At 52.9% G+C, this 13,568-nt stretch carries 12 protein-coding genes; 3 read left to right on the top strand and 9 right to left on the bottom strand.

Annotated elements, in window-relative coordinates; translation table 11 throughout:
- Positions 1-189: 189 nt before the first annotated feature.
- Entirely contained in the window at positions 190-1,707 is a 1,518-nt protein-coding gene (locus tag ACMV8I_RS20230) for an MDR family MFS transporter (protein ID WP_498866982.1), read from the bottom strand.
- 83 nt (positions 1,708-1,790) lie between these two features.
- Here ACMV8I_RS20230 and ACMV8I_RS20235 point away from each other — a divergent pair, with 83 nt between their 5' ends.
- Positions 1,791-2,492 carry a TetR/AcrR family transcriptional regulator gene (locus tag ACMV8I_RS20235; RefSeq protein ID WP_498866983.1) on the top strand — a complete coding sequence of 234 codons (702 nt, stop codon included), beginning with the start codon at positions 1,791-1,793 and terminating at the stop codon, positions 2,490-2,492.
- Positions 2,493-2,623: 131 nt separating this feature from the next.
- Positions 2,624-3,826 (top strand): MFS transporter, encoded by a 1,203-nt coding sequence (locus tag ACMV8I_RS20240; RefSeq protein ID WP_498866984.1) that lies wholly within the window; start codon positions 2,624-2,626, stop codon positions 3,824-3,826.
- On the opposite strand, the gene ACMV8I_RS20245 is transcribed toward ACMV8I_RS20240, so the two are convergent.
- The 3 genes from ACMV8I_RS20245 to dcp form a co-directional block, all read right to left on the bottom strand.
- Positions 3,823-4,575: an isocitrate lyase/PEP mutase family protein gene (locus ACMV8I_RS20245; protein ID WP_498866985.1), complete on the bottom strand. Its 753-nt coding sequence runs from the start codon at positions 4,573-4,575 to the stop codon at positions 3,823-3,825. The two genes, ACMV8I_RS20240 and ACMV8I_RS20245, sit on opposite strands and share 4 nt — an antisense overlap.
- A gap of 15 nt (positions 4,576-4,590) precedes the next feature.
- Positions 4,591-5,649, bottom strand: a complete 1,059-nt coding sequence (locus ACMV8I_RS20250; RefSeq protein WP_498866986.1) for a bifunctional transcriptional activator/DNA repair enzyme AdaA — start codon at positions 5,647-5,649, stop codon at positions 4,591-4,593.
- Positions 5,650-5,800: 151 nt separating this feature from the next.
- Positions 5,801-7,960 carry a peptidyl-dipeptidase Dcp gene (gene dcp / locus ACMV8I_RS20255; RefSeq protein WP_498866987.1) on the bottom strand — a complete coding sequence of 720 codons (2,160 nt, stop codon included), beginning with the start codon at positions 7,958-7,960 and terminating at the stop codon, positions 5,801-5,803.
- A gap of 189 nt (positions 7,961-8,149) precedes the next feature.
- On the opposite strand from dcp, the gene ACMV8I_RS20260 reads away from it, so the two are divergent.
- A complete protein-coding gene (locus tag ACMV8I_RS20260; protein WP_498866988.1) occupies positions 8,150-8,806 on the top strand; it encodes a Qnr family pentapeptide repeat protein in 657 nt (218 codons plus the stop codon).
- A 200-nt stretch (positions 8,807-9,006) separates the two neighbouring features.
- On the opposite strand, the gene mqo is transcribed toward ACMV8I_RS20260, so the two are convergent.
- From mqo to ACMV8I_RS20285, 5 genes are all read right to left on the bottom strand, one after another.
- On the bottom strand, positions 9,007-10,656 hold the full coding sequence (gene mqo / locus ACMV8I_RS20265; protein ID WP_498866989.1) for a malate dehydrogenase (quinone): 1,650 nt from the start codon (positions 10,654-10,656) through the stop codon (positions 9,007-9,009).
- A gap of 303 nt (positions 10,657-10,959) precedes the next feature.
- The gene (locus tag ACMV8I_RS20270; RefSeq protein ID WP_498866990.1) at positions 10,960-11,733 is read right to left on the bottom strand and encodes an anti-sigma factor family protein; all 774 of its coding nucleotides are present in this window, start codon (positions 11,731-11,733) and stop codon (positions 10,960-10,962) included.
- Positions 11,730-12,185: an RNA polymerase sigma factor gene (locus ACMV8I_RS20275; RefSeq protein WP_498866991.1), complete on the bottom strand. Its 456-nt coding sequence runs from the start codon at positions 12,183-12,185 to the stop codon at positions 11,730-11,732. The genes ACMV8I_RS20270 and ACMV8I_RS20275 overlap by 4 nt, the downstream gene beginning before the upstream one ends.
- Positions 12,186-12,279: 94 nt before the next feature.
- Positions 12,280-12,816 carry a tetratricopeptide repeat protein gene (locus ACMV8I_RS20280; RefSeq protein ID WP_498866992.1) on the bottom strand — a complete coding sequence of 179 codons (537 nt, stop codon included), beginning with the start codon at positions 12,814-12,816 and terminating at the stop codon, positions 12,280-12,282.
- A gap of 32 nt (positions 12,817-12,848) precedes the next feature.
- A complete protein-coding gene (locus tag ACMV8I_RS20285) occupies positions 12,849-13,439 on the bottom strand; it encodes a cytochrome b (RefSeq protein ID WP_498866993.1) in 591 nt (196 codons plus the stop codon).
- Positions 13,440-13,568 lie beyond the last annotated feature (129 nt).

A 13,568-nucleotide genomic window follows, 5' to 3' on the forward strand; every position in this document is an offset into this window, starting at 1 on the left:
TCTTGTTCGACCGTCTGATCCTTGCGTATTATGACAAAGCAGAACACCAAATCCTTCGTATCGATTAAAGGAAATGTGTTACCTATGTGGCCGGTCAGATCTGTAACCCATGTGACCGGTCTATACCCGACTGCGCCCCTTTTGGTCGATGTGGGCCGACGCCCACGAATTTGAATTTAAATTTAAAACTTACTCCTGTTTTAAAACAGGAACCCCGTTCAACGGCGTATTCTTCATCAACAACGCCAACCCAAACCCAATCACCATAATCACCGCCGCTATCTGGTACACCGAGTGAATAGCTGCCCCGAACGCTTGCAGATAATCGTCACGCAATGCGGCAGGAAGATCATGAATCGTCTGAGGCGCCAGTGAACGCGGCAGTTGAGTTCCTTCAGGGATTAACGCCGTTAGCCTGGTATGCAACACATTGGTGAAAACAGCGCCAAAGGCCGCCACACCTATCGACCCGCCAATCGAGCGGAATAAAGTGGTACTGGCGGTGGCGACGCCAATCATCTTCGGTTCGACACTGTTTTGCACGGCCAGAATCAACACCTGCATCACCATGCCCAATCCCAGCCCCAGGGTGCCAATGTAGATATAAAGCAGGTGCAGCGGCGTATTGAGTTTCAAAGTGCCGAGCAGCACCATGCCGACAAAGGCCACCAGCGTACCGATAATGGGAAAAATGCGGTATTTGCCGGTTTTACTGATCACCCAGCCACTGAGAATCGAACTGACCACGATCCCCCCCATTAGCGGTAACAACTGCATCCCAGCCTGCGACGGCGTAGAGCCTTTAACCACCTGCAAATAGAGCGGCAGAAAAGTAACCGAACCAAACAGCGACATGCCGATGATAAAACCGATCAGACAACTCAGCACAAAAGTGCGCTGGCGGAACAGATTAAGCGGGATGAGCGGTTCAGCCGCCAGAGTTTGCTCATAAATAAAGCCGCCCAAGGCCACCAGCCCAAAAGCCAAAATGCACCACAGCTGGCCGTTGGACCACTCCAGAACAGTGCCCCCTTCGCTGGTGAACAAAATGATACAGGTCAGCGCCGTCGCCAGGTAAAAGGCACCTATGTAATCGATCTCATGTTTAACCCGGCTCTTCTGCGACTGGAATGTCGCGCCAATCACCAGCAGGGCAAGCACGCCGAGTGGCAGGTTGATATAGAAAATCCAACGCCATGAAAAGTGTTCAACCAGGAAGCCTCCCAGCAGCGGGCCTACCACCGTCGCCAGGCCAAAAACGGCACCAAAGAAGCCCTGATATTTGCCGCGATCGGCCGGCGGAATGATGTCCCCGACCACCGCCATGCTCACCACCATCAAACCGCCTCCGCCCAATCCTTGCAGGGCGCGCATTAGGATCAACTGAGTCATGTTTTGCGCTATACCGCACAGTGCCGAGCCAAGCAGGAACAAGACAATCGCCGTTTGCAGCACGATTTTACGGCCGAACAAATCGCCAAATTTACCGTACAAGGGCACGACGATAGTCGATGCCAGCAGGTAGGAAGTCACTACCCATGACAGATCCTCCAGCCCGCCCAGTTCACCAACGATAGTCGGTAATGCGGTGGAGACAATCGTCTGGTCCAGTGCCGCCAGTAACATCACCAGCAACAGCGCGGAGAACAGAATGCGAATAGACGGCGCTTCTTTGTTGGTATGACTTGGTTGGTTCTCGAGGGTCATATGGGGTTTCAGACTTGTAATTAATTAACTAGATAATTAATATACGGGCAACCCTTTCGTCTGGTCAATGGATCACGCTAAATATGACGACGCAAAACGCCGGTAAAAAATCCGAATCTCATTCAGCCAGCTCAGAGCCGAAAAATAACGGACAACGTCGTCCGGGCAGACCATCGGGTTCAGCCAAAAACGTTGAGAAACGTGAACTCCTGCTGGACTCCGCGCTACAACTGTTTGCCCAACAGGGGATCGCTGAAACCCCCCTTAGCGCCATCGCCAAACATGCGGGCGTAACCACCGCCATGTTGCATTACTATTTCAATACTCGCGAACAGCTGCTGGACGTACTGATTGACGAACGTTTTCAGCCAGTACGCGCAGGGTTCACGGACATATTTAATACCCACGCTGAAGATCCGCTGATGGCAATCACTTCAATGGCGCAATGCATGATTGATGCCGCAGTAACATACCCGTGGGTGGCACCGCTGTGGGTGCGGGAAGTAATTAGTGAAAGTGGCCTGCTGAAAAAAAGGATGGAAGCGCGTAACGGCGATGCAAACCGCAAAATCGTGCAGCAGTCGATCGCACGCTGGCAGGCCGAAGGCCGCCTGAACCCGGATATCGATCCGGCCTTACTGTTTATCTCCCTGTTCGGCCTGACGCTGTTCCCGCTCGCTTCAATGAAAATGAGGCAAGGGGCCGCATCGCTCATTACCCCCGACATGCTGCGTAAACATGTCGCCGTTTTACTGTTCCACGGCCTTACGCCGCAGAAATCATAACTCAACCCCATCAGGCAGTGGGAATAGCCGCGCAACTCACTTTATTCCTCATTTTTTGTATCGAAAAATACTGCACAGACTCGACTATTATCAGTGGCTATCCGAAATGTTTTTAAAGGAATGCCTTGAGAATGAAAGGAATGCCGCCCCTGATCCTCGCGCTGCTCACCAGCTCGTTAGTCCTCACTATCGGCCGTGGGGTGACGCTGCCCTTTATTACCATCTATTTGACTGAGCATTATCATTTGCTGCCGGAAAGCGTTGGCGTGATTCTGGGCGCCAGTCTGGCTATCGGTATTCTCAGCAGTCTGTATGGTGGCTATCTGGTGGATAAATTCAGCCACCGAACGCTGATCACCCTTTCCATCTCGCTCTTCTCGCTGAGTTTCTTTCTGCTGCCGTGGCTACCTAATGTCGGCGGGGTACTGATCGTTCTGGCTCTGCTCAATGCCTCTTACGCGCTGCTCAGTATTACCCTCAAAGCCTGTATTGCCAGCTGGCTTCCGGTGGCAAAAAGAGTGAAAGCCTTTTCGATGAACTACACCTTGGTGAATGTGGGTTGGGCGGTGGGTGCGTCACTCGGTGTGTGGCTGGCGAGCTTCAGCCCTGTTTTACCTTTTGTTATCTCCGGCTCGCTGGCATTGATGACCGTGATCACTCTCGCCTGGGGACTCCGCAATATTCCTCAGCACCCGGCTACGCAGGAAACTCAACAAAACGCGCTGCCTAAACTCAATCTTCGCCAGACGCTCAGTATTCTGGCCCATGACCGCAGGCTTATCTATTTCACTCTCGGCAGCACACTTGGCTCGGTGGTGTTCGGCCAGTTCGCCGGCTATCTGTCGCAATATCTGATACGGGTCTCGAACGCCGCGTTTGCGTACAAAATCATCGGGTTGGTGATGATCACTAACGCCGTGATCGTCATCGCCTTCCAGTATGTGTTAAGCAGCAGGATGAAGCAGGCCAACCTGCTGAAATGGCTATTACTCGGCACCCTATTCTTCATCATCGGGCTGTTCGGATTTATGATCGCCGGGCAATCCGCGCTGTTCTGGATAGTCGCCATGGCGATTTTCACTTTCGGCGAGCTGATCGTCATTCCGGTGGAATATATGTTTATCGACTTTATCGCGCCGGAAAATATGAAAGGCAGTTATTACGGCATGCAGAATCTGAGTAATCTCGGCGGAGCCATTAACCCGGTGCTGTGCGGCTTCTTGCTCAGCTACGCCGCCCCACCGGTGATGTTCATCGCGCTGATCGCCGCCGCAATGGGCGGGTTGCTGTTCTTCTGGATGGGTCACCGGCTGGCGGCGCAGGGAGCGCATTAAACTGCGGCGAGCGCCTGTTTTTTGAGATGTGCCATCAACTCAATATAAGGACGCGGGCCGAAGCTTATCCGGCTGACGCCCAACTCAGTAAGCTGCCTGACCGGCGGCGTTAAATCGTTGACCATAATATTGACCGGCAAAGACGAAAACGCACAAAGCTCTGCGATCAGTAGCGGGTCACTTAAACCGGGAACAAAAAAACCACTGGCTCCCGCATCCTGATACGCCATCAGCCGTTTTTTGGCTTCATCCAACATTGCCGGATGTTTTTTGGTATCGGCGGCCTGCAAGAAAATGTCTGTTCTGGCATTGATAAACAAGGCGACTCCCTGAGATTCTGCCACCTTTCGTAGCGTCATCAGCATCTGACACTGCTCCGGGATGGCATTTAATGACGCTAACCCCATGCGCTGATCCTCGACGTTAATTCCTACGGTCCCCGCCTGTAATAATGCCGCAAGATGATCGCACTTGTTCGTGCCATAACCCGTTTCAAAATCCACAGTTAACGGCAGGCTGACCGAAGAAGCGATTCTCTGTACCGTATGCAAAAGAGCAGAAAAGGGCATTTCCTCGCCGTCCTGATATCCCTGCGCCGCCGCGCAAGACCAGCTCCCGGTCGCAATTGCCGTTGCACCTGTCTGCGCAATGACCTGCGCACTGCCTGCATCCCAGATGTTGTAGAGCATTACCGGAGTATGTTTTTTATGCTGCTGTGCGAAATCCAAAGCCTTACTTTGCTGACTCATACTTTGCTCCTTCTTTTACTGGCTCAGCGCCATTCTTCTTTCGTGTTCAATCAACCAACGTTTGCGCCACAATCCGCCACCATAGCCGGTGAGCGAACCGTCTGCACCAATGACGCGGTGACAGGGAATAAGAATCGAAATCTGGTTGGCACCGTTGGCTCTGGCGACCGCACGGGAAGCCGACGCCTGGCCGATATCAGTGGCCAGCGAGGAGTAACTGCGCAATTCACCCAGCGGAATAGCTTTTAATGCGTCCCAGACTTTGCGGGTAAATAAGGACCCAAATTCTGCCAGCGGCGTACTGAACGTCCCCGATGTTCCAGCGAAATAAGCCACGAGTTCACGTTCAACATGATTGACCGGCGCAGTGCGACCGAAAATAATCTCAGAAGAGGTCAGCTGTTTTAGCCGCTCGATCTCATTCGACAATGCAGGCCGGTCAACAAACTCCAGTAAGTACAGCGCATCACCGCTGGCAATCGCCAGCATCGAACCGATCGGCGTGTCCAGCCAGTCAGCTTTCAGAAACTGATGCTTTCTTGCCTGACTGGGATTAAGACCAATTTGACGACTGATTGCTGCCCGAAAACCGCTGCCAGACTCATAGCTGGCGTCAAGTTGCGCTTCTATCACCTGATCACCGCTGGCTAATGCATCAACGCCTTTCCCCACCCTGCGCAAACGGGCCATTTCGAGAAAAGTGATCCCAAACTGACGCTTGAAGGCGCGGCGAACCGTAGACGGATCAACATTCATTCCCTGCACATCACCTTCGCTCCATTTTCTGTTGGGATCCTCTTCCAGCGCCGCCAACAACTTCAGCACCAAGGGGTCTTTTTCACCGCCCTGCATAAGAGGACGACAACGCTTACAAGGACGGTAACCGGCTTCCATTGCGCTAACCATCGATGAGTAAAACACCGAGTTCTCGCGTTTCGGTTTACGCGCAGGACATGTCAGGCGGCAGAAAATGCCCGTGCTTCTCACACCCACAAACGCAAAACCGTCATAGGCGGGATCGCGGGCAATCAGCGCGGCGTAGAGAACATCGTCGTCGGGCAAATCGAATAGCATGATTCAACTCACAGGCTGGGTAGATGAGAAAAAAGGATAGAGGATTTTCAGAAATGGATGCGACGTTTTTCGGGCGTCAATTCTTTGACGGTACAGTAAGGGCAGCATAGGAAAAATAACCACGCCCGGCCTGACACCGGGCGTTTTAGATTTACTCCTCCAGCCCCCGATTCTTCAGCATGGGTTCAATCGACGGAGCCTTGCCGCGCCAGGTTTCATACAGTTTCTCCAGGTCTTCGCTGTTACCACGTGACAGGATCTGGTCGCGGAATTTTTGCCCGTTCTCCCGGGTTAACCCGCCCTGCTCTTCGATACCGACAAAGGCGTCGTCGGCCAGCATTTCGGTCCACAGATAGGCGTAATAACCGGCAGCGTAGCCGTTACCCCAGATATGCTGGAAGTAGCTGGAACGATAACGTGGCGGAACATAAGCGAGATCGATGTTGTCTTTTTTCAGCGATGCCGCTTCGAATTTATCCACGTCCTGTTCCGGTTCGCTGGCGCTCAGGCTGTGCCAGCGCATATCCAGCAGTGCCGCCGCCAGCAGTTCAGTCATCTCATAGCCTTTGTTGAATTTACTGGCCTTCACAATTTTGTCCTGCAACGCCTGAGGCATCACTTCGCCGGTCTGGTAGTGCTTGGCAAAGTGAGTGAACACTTTCGGATCGTTGGCCCAGTGTTCGTTGAACTGCGACGGGAACTCAACAAAATCGCGCGGCGTCGCGGTGCCAGACAGGCTCGGGTATTGCTGATCGGCAAACAGCCCGTGCAGTGTATGGCCAAACTCGTGGAACAGGGTGATCACGTCATCCCACGACAGGAGCGCAGGCTGGCCTGCGGCCGGTTTCTGGAAGTTGGCGACGTTGTAAATCACCGGTTTGGTGCCCAGCAATTTGGACTGATCAACGTAGTTGCTCATCCACGCCCCACCGCCTTTGTTGTCGCGCTGGAAGTAGTCGGCGTAGAACAGCGCCATCGATTTTCCGTCCTGGTCGAACACTTCAAATACCCGCACGTCTGGGTTATAAACCGGCAGATCGTGACGCTCTTTGAAGGTCACGCCGTACAACTGATTCGCGGCGTAAAATACGCCGTTTTCCAGCACGTTATTCAGCTCGAAATAGGGTTTGATCTGCGCGTCATCAAGGTCATATTTGGCTTTGCGCACCTGTTCAGAATAGTGCTGCCAGTCCCAGGCCGCCAGCTTGAAGCCGCCGTTCTGTTTATCAATAAGCGCCTGAATGTCCTGCGCCTCACGCTGTGCCCGCGCCGTCGCTGCCGGCACGATTTTATGCATGAAGTCCAGCGCGGCCTGTGGCGTTTTCGCCATCTGGTCCTGTATTTTCCACGCAGCATACGATGGGAAGCCGAGAATATTCGCCTGCTCTGCCCGCACTTTAGCCAGCCTGGCAATCAATTGGCGAGTATCGTTAGCATCGCCATGTTCGGCGCGGTTAATCGACGCGTCATACAGCGCTTTGCGCGTGTCGCGATCGTCCAGCGACTGCAACAACGGCTGCTGCGTGGTGTTCTGTAGAACCAGTAACCAGGCGTTATCCAGCTTGCGATCTTTTGCCGCCTGCGACGCGGCAGAAAGTTCAGCTTCGCTCAGACCTGCCAGCTGCTTTTGCTCTTTCACCGTCAGACCACCGGCCTTGGTGGCAGCCAGCAGTTTGTTGGTAAATTGGGTGCTGAGGGTGGCGGACTGCTGGTTAAGTGCCTTCAGTTTTTCTTTGTCGGCATCAGAAAGATTGGCACCCGCCAGCTCGAACTCGTTGTATGTCACCTCAATAAGGCGCTGGGATTCAGGGTCAAGTTTCAACGTATTACGCTGGTCATAAACCGCCTTTAGCCGTGTAAACAGCGCGCCGTTCAGATAGATGCTGTCACTCATCGCCGCCAGTTTCGGCGAGGTTTCTTCATCAATTTTTTGCAGGCCGTCGGAGGTATTCGCACCGGTCATCGCACCGAACACATTCATAACGCGGGTCAGCAGATCGCCGGATTTTTCCAGCGCCACATAGGTATTTTCAAAGGTAGGCGGCGCGGTATCGTTGGCGATTTTATTCACTTCTGCCAGTTTCTGTTTAATGCCTTCGGCAATGGCCGGCGCGTAGTCGCTTTCCTGATAGAGATTAAACTGTGGTGCCTGATAAGGCAGCGGGCTGGCCTTAAAGAAAGGATTTTCGGCTTTTTGCTGACGGTTCATGGTCGGCTCCTGCGGAGAGGTTGACGCGGCAACGGGGGTCGCTGCCACGGCGTAGTGACTGCAGGCCAGAGAAATGGCCAGAAAGAGGTTTGAAAGACGCATTGATGGTTTCCTTTGCCCAAAGAAAGAGAAATTCCGTTAAGTGTCTGAGCACCGTTAAGTCTCTGATCATAGTAACAACGGGGGAAATGGCAAAATTTCCCCATAAAAATTGCGGCGGAATGTGTAAAGTCATCACCCACTATGCTGGCCTGATGACGTGGGCAGATAACCGATATAACGGGCAGTGAAATGATAAAAAATCAGGTGTTCAGCGAGCAACGTTTTAACCAGAAGCAGTTCTCTGGAGAAGAGATCCACGACTGTAAATTTCTGCGCTGCTGTTTTGACAGCATAGACTTGTCCGAGACGACCTTCGTCAACTGCATTTTCTATGACGACGAAATGCAAAAAGGCTGCTCGTTTCAAAATGCGCAGCTCAAAGATGCCAGTTTTAAACACTGCGATTTAACCATGGCAGACTTCAAGAACATTCAGGCGCTGGGTCTGGAGATCCGCGAATGCAAAGCCACCGGTGCAGACTTCAACGGGGCCAGCTTTATGAATATGATCACCACACGCTCCTGGTTTTGCAGCGCCTTCATGACCAAAAACAACTTCAGCTACGCCAACTTCAGCAAAGTGATTCTGGAGAAGTGCGAACTGTGGGAGAACCGCTGGACCGGCGCCAACGTACGTGGCACCAATTTCAGTGGCTCAGACCTTTCCGGCGGCGAGTTCACCGAGTTCGACTGGAACGACGTCAACGTCACCCACTGCGACCTCACCAATTCCGACCTCGGTGAACTCAACCTGCGCAAAGTCGATCTCGACGGCGTAAAAATCGACGACTGGCAGCAGAGCCATCTGCTGGAGAAACTGGGTGTGATTGTTATTGTTTCTAAATAATCGCATTCGACGTGAGAATATTTGGCTCACGTTGCATTGTATTTCGACCAGAAGCTCGATTTACGCCCGTGCTTTGTTAAAATGCCGCCTCCCCACACAAAGAAAAACACCCTGTCAGCCTAAGGCTCACAGGGTGTTGATGATGGTCTTATTCCACCGCCCGGTTAAAGGCGATGGTTGTGTTTCTTTCCGTCAGCTATTTACAGCGCGACGTCAGCGACCTGCTTCTGCTCCTGCCCTTTTTTAGGTGCAGAGGAATTGTCCGCAGCCGGTGCCGGTTCGGCCGGTTTTGGCGTTGGGTTATCCAACATCAGTACGCGGCTGGTGTCGCCGAGTTCTTTTTCAGTGGCGTCAACATTGCCGTTCAGCTTGGTGCCGTAAGAGGGGATCATCTCCTTCAGTTTGGCCTGCCATGCTGGTGTGGCGACTTTGTCTTTGAAGACGGTTTCCATTAGGTGCAGCATGATCGGTGCAGCGGTGGATGCGCCCGGTGAGGCACCCAGCAGCGCGGTGATGCTGCCATCTTTTGAGCTGACCACTTCGGTGCCGAGACGCAGAACGCCGCCTTCTTGCTCATCTTTCTTGATGATCTGCACGCGCTGGCCCGCCTCCCACAGTCTCCAGTCTGCTTTTTTCGCATCCGGGAAGTATTCACGCAGCGCATCGAAACGATCGTCGTCAGACAACATCACCTGGCTGACCAGATATTTCACCAGATCGAAGTTGTCGATACCCACATGGGTCATCGGCATGATGTTGGAGAAGTTAACGCTGCCGAACAGATCCCACAGGGAGCCGTTTTTCAGGAATTTGCTGGAGAAGGTCGCGAACGGTCCGAACAGCAGAACCCGTTTGCCATCGAGCATGCGGGTATCGAGGTGCGGAACGGACATCGGCGGTGAGCCAACGGAGGCTTTACCATACACTTTCGCCAGATGACGTTGCACGATTTCCGGGTTGTCGGTCACCAGGAACTCGCCGCCAACCGGGAAGCCACCGTAGTTATCGCCTTCAGGAATACCGGATTTTTGCAGCAGTCTCAGAGACGCACCGCCCGCACCGATAAACACAAACTTTGCTTTAATGACGCTTTCTTTGTCGCCGTTTTTCAGGTCCGCAACCGTCACGTTCCAGGTGTTATCCGGGTTACGTTTGAGTTCACGCACTTCATGACCAAGGCTCAAAGAGAAATTAGGTTTCTTCTGCAAAGAGGCTACCAGCTGACGGGTGATTTCACCGAAGTTCACGTCAGTGCCGATGGGAATACGGGTTGCAGCGACTTTCTGTTTCGGGTCACGGCCTTCCATCACCAGCGGGATCCACTGTTTGATTTCCGCCGAGTCTTCTGAATATTCCATGCCACGGAACAGCGTGCTTTGTTGCAGCGCGGCGTAACGTTTACGCAGGAAGTTGATGTTGTCGTCACCCCACACAAAACTCATGTGCGGCGTGCTATTGATGAAGGAGCGCGGGTTATGCAGCACGCCGTGCTCAACCTGATAAGACCAGAACTGGCGGGAAATCTGGAAGGATTCGTTGATCTCAACCGCTTTAGAGATGTCGATGCTGCCATCGGTTTTTTCCGGCGTGTAGTTCATTTCTGCCAGCGCAGAGTGTCCGGTACCGGCGTTGTTCCAGCCGTTGGAGCTTTCCAGTGCCACGCCATCCAGACGCTCAACCATGTCGATTGACCAATCAGGTTCTAATTCCTGAAGGTATGTCCCCAGCGTCGCGCTCATAATGCCGCCGCCGATCAGTAACACATCTACGGGCTTTTCATCTTCTGCGAACGCTGACTGACTGAAGGCAACCACGTTAAGGCAGAGGATCATGGCGAGTATTTTTCTCATGACGTCTGTTTCTCTAAATGTTTAGTTTTAGTTTTGCAGGTGAAAGCTATCCGGATCTTCCCGGAAAAACGAAATCAACAACAGGATGCGCTGTGGAAGTAAGCGATTCTTTGCACAGCAGATGAAAGGACAATAATGCGGAGTAACGAAAACAGCGGCACACAACGACAAACCAACCACAAATATGTTACCGAATACTCATATTACCGAGATTTCGTAAATATTTTAACATTGTCGTTACGTGCATTAAAATATAGTTTACTGCTTTAAATAATTACATAAGTGAGTGTCGCGGCCTCTTCTTCAGGCAATGTTTGCCCGCAAAACCCCCGCATGCACCGCCATTTCCGCTGCCGGGCCGTGGCCAATTAACATAAAGTTGTAGCCCGCATTGCGCCAGTAAACCACGTTCATCCCCTGTCGAATTTCACTCTCCTGCGGCGTACTTTTCAGGTGTTCGCTGCGGGTAATACAGAACGCCATCGGCCCATAGCCCTCATCGAGATAAGAGATCTGCGCAATATCATACTCGTCGTAATGCAGTATGCGGGCATTCTTCAATGTCGCGCCCGGCAACGCCAGCGCTGCCGTACTTAACACGATGCCCAGCGTGTTTTTCACCCGCGAGAGCTGCTGTTGTTGCTGCTCGGCGGAGTCATTGACGTCCGCCAGCGTCTGCGTGGTATACAGCGACATATAACCGGCAACGTGCTCACGCCAGTTGCTATCGGCACCAGAAAACCGTGCCGAGTAACGTCCGGCGAGCAAGCCGACCGCCAGAAAACTCACCGATGCCGCCAGCAGCCTGCGGCGACTGATTCCGACCGGCCTGGCGGGTTCAGGAATGGCATCGAGCCGTGCCTGTAAATCAGCCAAGGGTGCCTGCGCCAGCATCGGCTCAAAGGCATCGTGGAAAGGTAAACTGCTGTGCGAAAGCAGCGTCAGGCGTTCGCTGAGGATCTCATCCTCCTGCAAACGCCTGACAAACTGTTCACGCTCGGCGCGGCTGAGCTGGTTATCCAGATAAGCCACCAGTACCTCATCAGAGAAAGGAACGGGAAGACACTTTTGCGTCATTTTCTCTCCCCCTGCTGCGCATGACATGACGCAACAGCCGTTTTCGCCAGCGTCTGCCGGGCGGTAGCCAGCCGACTCATGATAGTGCCCACGGGAACGGCAAGAGTATGCGCAGCTTCCTGGTAGGTAAAACCTTCGACGTAAACCAGAAATACCGCATTGCGCTGGGCCTCCGGCAAACTGCCGACCTGTTGCATAACCTGCCGCTGCCAGCGGCTGTCTTCGAAATAGCTGGCTTCACTGAACGAGTCCAGGTCATTAATATCAACAAAACCCTGCCCCTGACGAACCCGCTGCGCCCTAAGCTCATTGACCCAAATGGAATGCAGAATCGAAAACAGCCAGCGATCGATACGGGTTCCCTCCTCAAACTGCGGGCTGCGTTCCAGCGCCCGCACGCAGGTGGATTGAACCAAATCATCAGCCACATCGCGCTTACGCGACAACACCATGCCGTAGCGCCAAAGACGCGCCAGGCAGAGGCTCAGTTGGTGCCGGATTTCAGTGGGCGTGATTTTTCATAACCTCGTCGTCAGTCATAAAACATCAGGATTCAGGATGCCCTGCGATGGCAGCATTAAGGTCGCGATACTCTTCGCAACCGGTACCACAAATGCTTTTGATGGTTGCCAGTTGGGCTTTAGCTAAATCAGGACGGCCTTTGATCATATAGGCTTCGCCAAGGTATTCGCGCACTTTGGCGTAATGACCATCGAGTGCGATGGAACGTTGATAATAGCCGATCCCTTCATCCGTGCGGCCCAATTTGCGCGTCGCGTAGCCACGATAATTCCAGGCTTCGCGGGTATTAGGTTGTTGCAGGGTATCAAGCAGCGTCAGGGCTTCCTGATAACGGCCCGATTTTGCCAGATGGTAGGCGTACTGGGTTTTATCCTGATCGGAGATCATGCTGCCTTTTTCGACCATACAGCTTTTGGTTTTACTGTCGTAAACCTGGCCTTTCGGACAGTCCGGCGTTTTCTGCGCGTCATCGCCCATCGCGCTGGCAGCGTTGGAAAACAGCGACAACCCGGCGACCAGGCACAGCGCTGACAACGTTTTAACGGAACTGATAGTTTTCATGTTGGTGTCCTGAGATTCACTGCGTTGACGGTTTATGAGCGGCCGTGGCTGCCCGGTAACATGCGACGCAGAATGCCGTCGCGTAATACGTAATGATGGAACAGCGCAGCCAGAGCATGAATGCCCGCTACGATGATCAGCGCCCAGGCCACGTAGTTGTGTAACATCCCAAAGGTGCTGGTCATGACGCTGTCGAAATTGAAGACGTCGGGGATCGGGAATAAACCGAAGAAATAGAAAGGCTCAGCCTGCGACCAGCGGAACAGAAAACCGAGCACGATCTGCGCGACCAACAATAAATAGAGCGCCAGATGCGTCAAATGTGAAGCGGCTTTCATCAGCGTCGGCATGGCGATGGGTGCCTGCTTGCTGCGACCCGTGCTGACGGTAAACAGCCGCCAAAGCAAACGCCCGATAATTATCACCGACAGTAAAATACCCATCGAGATATGTACCGATTGCAACCCTTTGCGCAGCGGTGTGCCATGTTCCAGCACCTCCCAAATATGCGCGCTGCCAAACATAAAGATGACAATCAGCGCCGTTGCCCAATGTAAGATGATCGTCAGGCCGTCATAGCGATGACGAAGCGGTAAAGCGGAAGAAGCCGGGTGTTTTTGCATAATTGATGCGTCCGTAAATGTCCTGTTAATAAGTAAACACCTGAGGATGGGCTTTTATTCGATACTTTTGAAAATAAATTTCACGTCGTCGAAGGAAGAACGTTCAGCGGCATGGCGCTAATCCTAAAA

It is taken from the genome of Ewingella sp. S1.OA.A_B6 (genome assembly GCF_049889095.1).
In the GTDB taxonomy this organism is placed as follows: domain Bacteria; phylum Pseudomonadota; class Gammaproteobacteria; order Enterobacterales; family Enterobacteriaceae; genus Ewingella.

Excerpts from the sequence above, each read along its gene's own strand:
- ACMV8I_RS20230 (WP_498866982.1), bottom strand. The coding sequence starts at position 1,707 with ATGACCCTCGAGAACCAACCAAGTCATACCAACAAAGAAGCGCCGTCT.
- ACMV8I_RS20235 (WP_498866983.1), top strand. The coding sequence starts at position 1,791 with ATGACGACGCAAAACGCCGGTAAAAAATCCGAATCTCATTCAGCCAGC.
- ACMV8I_RS20240 (WP_498866984.1), top strand. The coding sequence starts at position 2,624 with ATGAAAGGAATGCCGCCCCTGATCCTCGCGCTGCTCACCAGCTCGTTA.
- ACMV8I_RS20245 (WP_498866985.1), bottom strand. The coding sequence starts at position 4,575 with ATGAGTCAGCAAAGTAAGGCTTTGGATTTCGCACAGCAGCATAAAAAA.
- ACMV8I_RS20250 (WP_498866986.1), bottom strand. The coding sequence starts at position 5,649 with ATGCTATTCGATTTGCCCGACGACGATGTTCTCTACGCCGCGCTGATT.
- dcp (WP_498866987.1), bottom strand. The coding sequence starts at position 7,960 with ATGCGTCTTTCAAACCTCTTTCTGGCCATTTCTCTGGCCTGCAGTCAC.
- ACMV8I_RS20260 (WP_498866988.1), top strand. The coding sequence starts at position 8,150 with ATGATAAAAAATCAGGTGTTCAGCGAGCAACGTTTTAACCAGAAGCAG.
- mqo (WP_498866989.1), bottom strand. The coding sequence starts at position 10,656 with ATGAGAAAAATACTCGCCATGATCCTCTGCCTTAACGTGGTTGCCTTC.
- ACMV8I_RS20270 (WP_498866990.1), bottom strand. The coding sequence starts at position 11,733 with ATGACGCAAAAGTGTCTTCCCGTTCCTTTCTCTGATGAGGTACTGGTG.
- ACMV8I_RS20275 (WP_498866991.1), bottom strand. The coding sequence starts at position 12,185 with ATGGTGTTGTCGCGTAAGCGCGATGTGGCTGATGATTTGGTTCAATCC.
- ACMV8I_RS20280 (WP_498866992.1), bottom strand. The coding sequence starts at position 12,816 with ATGAAAACTATCAGTTCCGTTAAAACGTTGTCAGCGCTGTGCCTGGTC.
- ACMV8I_RS20285 (WP_498866993.1), bottom strand. The coding sequence starts at position 13,439 with ATGCAAAAACACCCGGCTTCTTCCGCTTTACCGCTTCGTCATCGCTAT.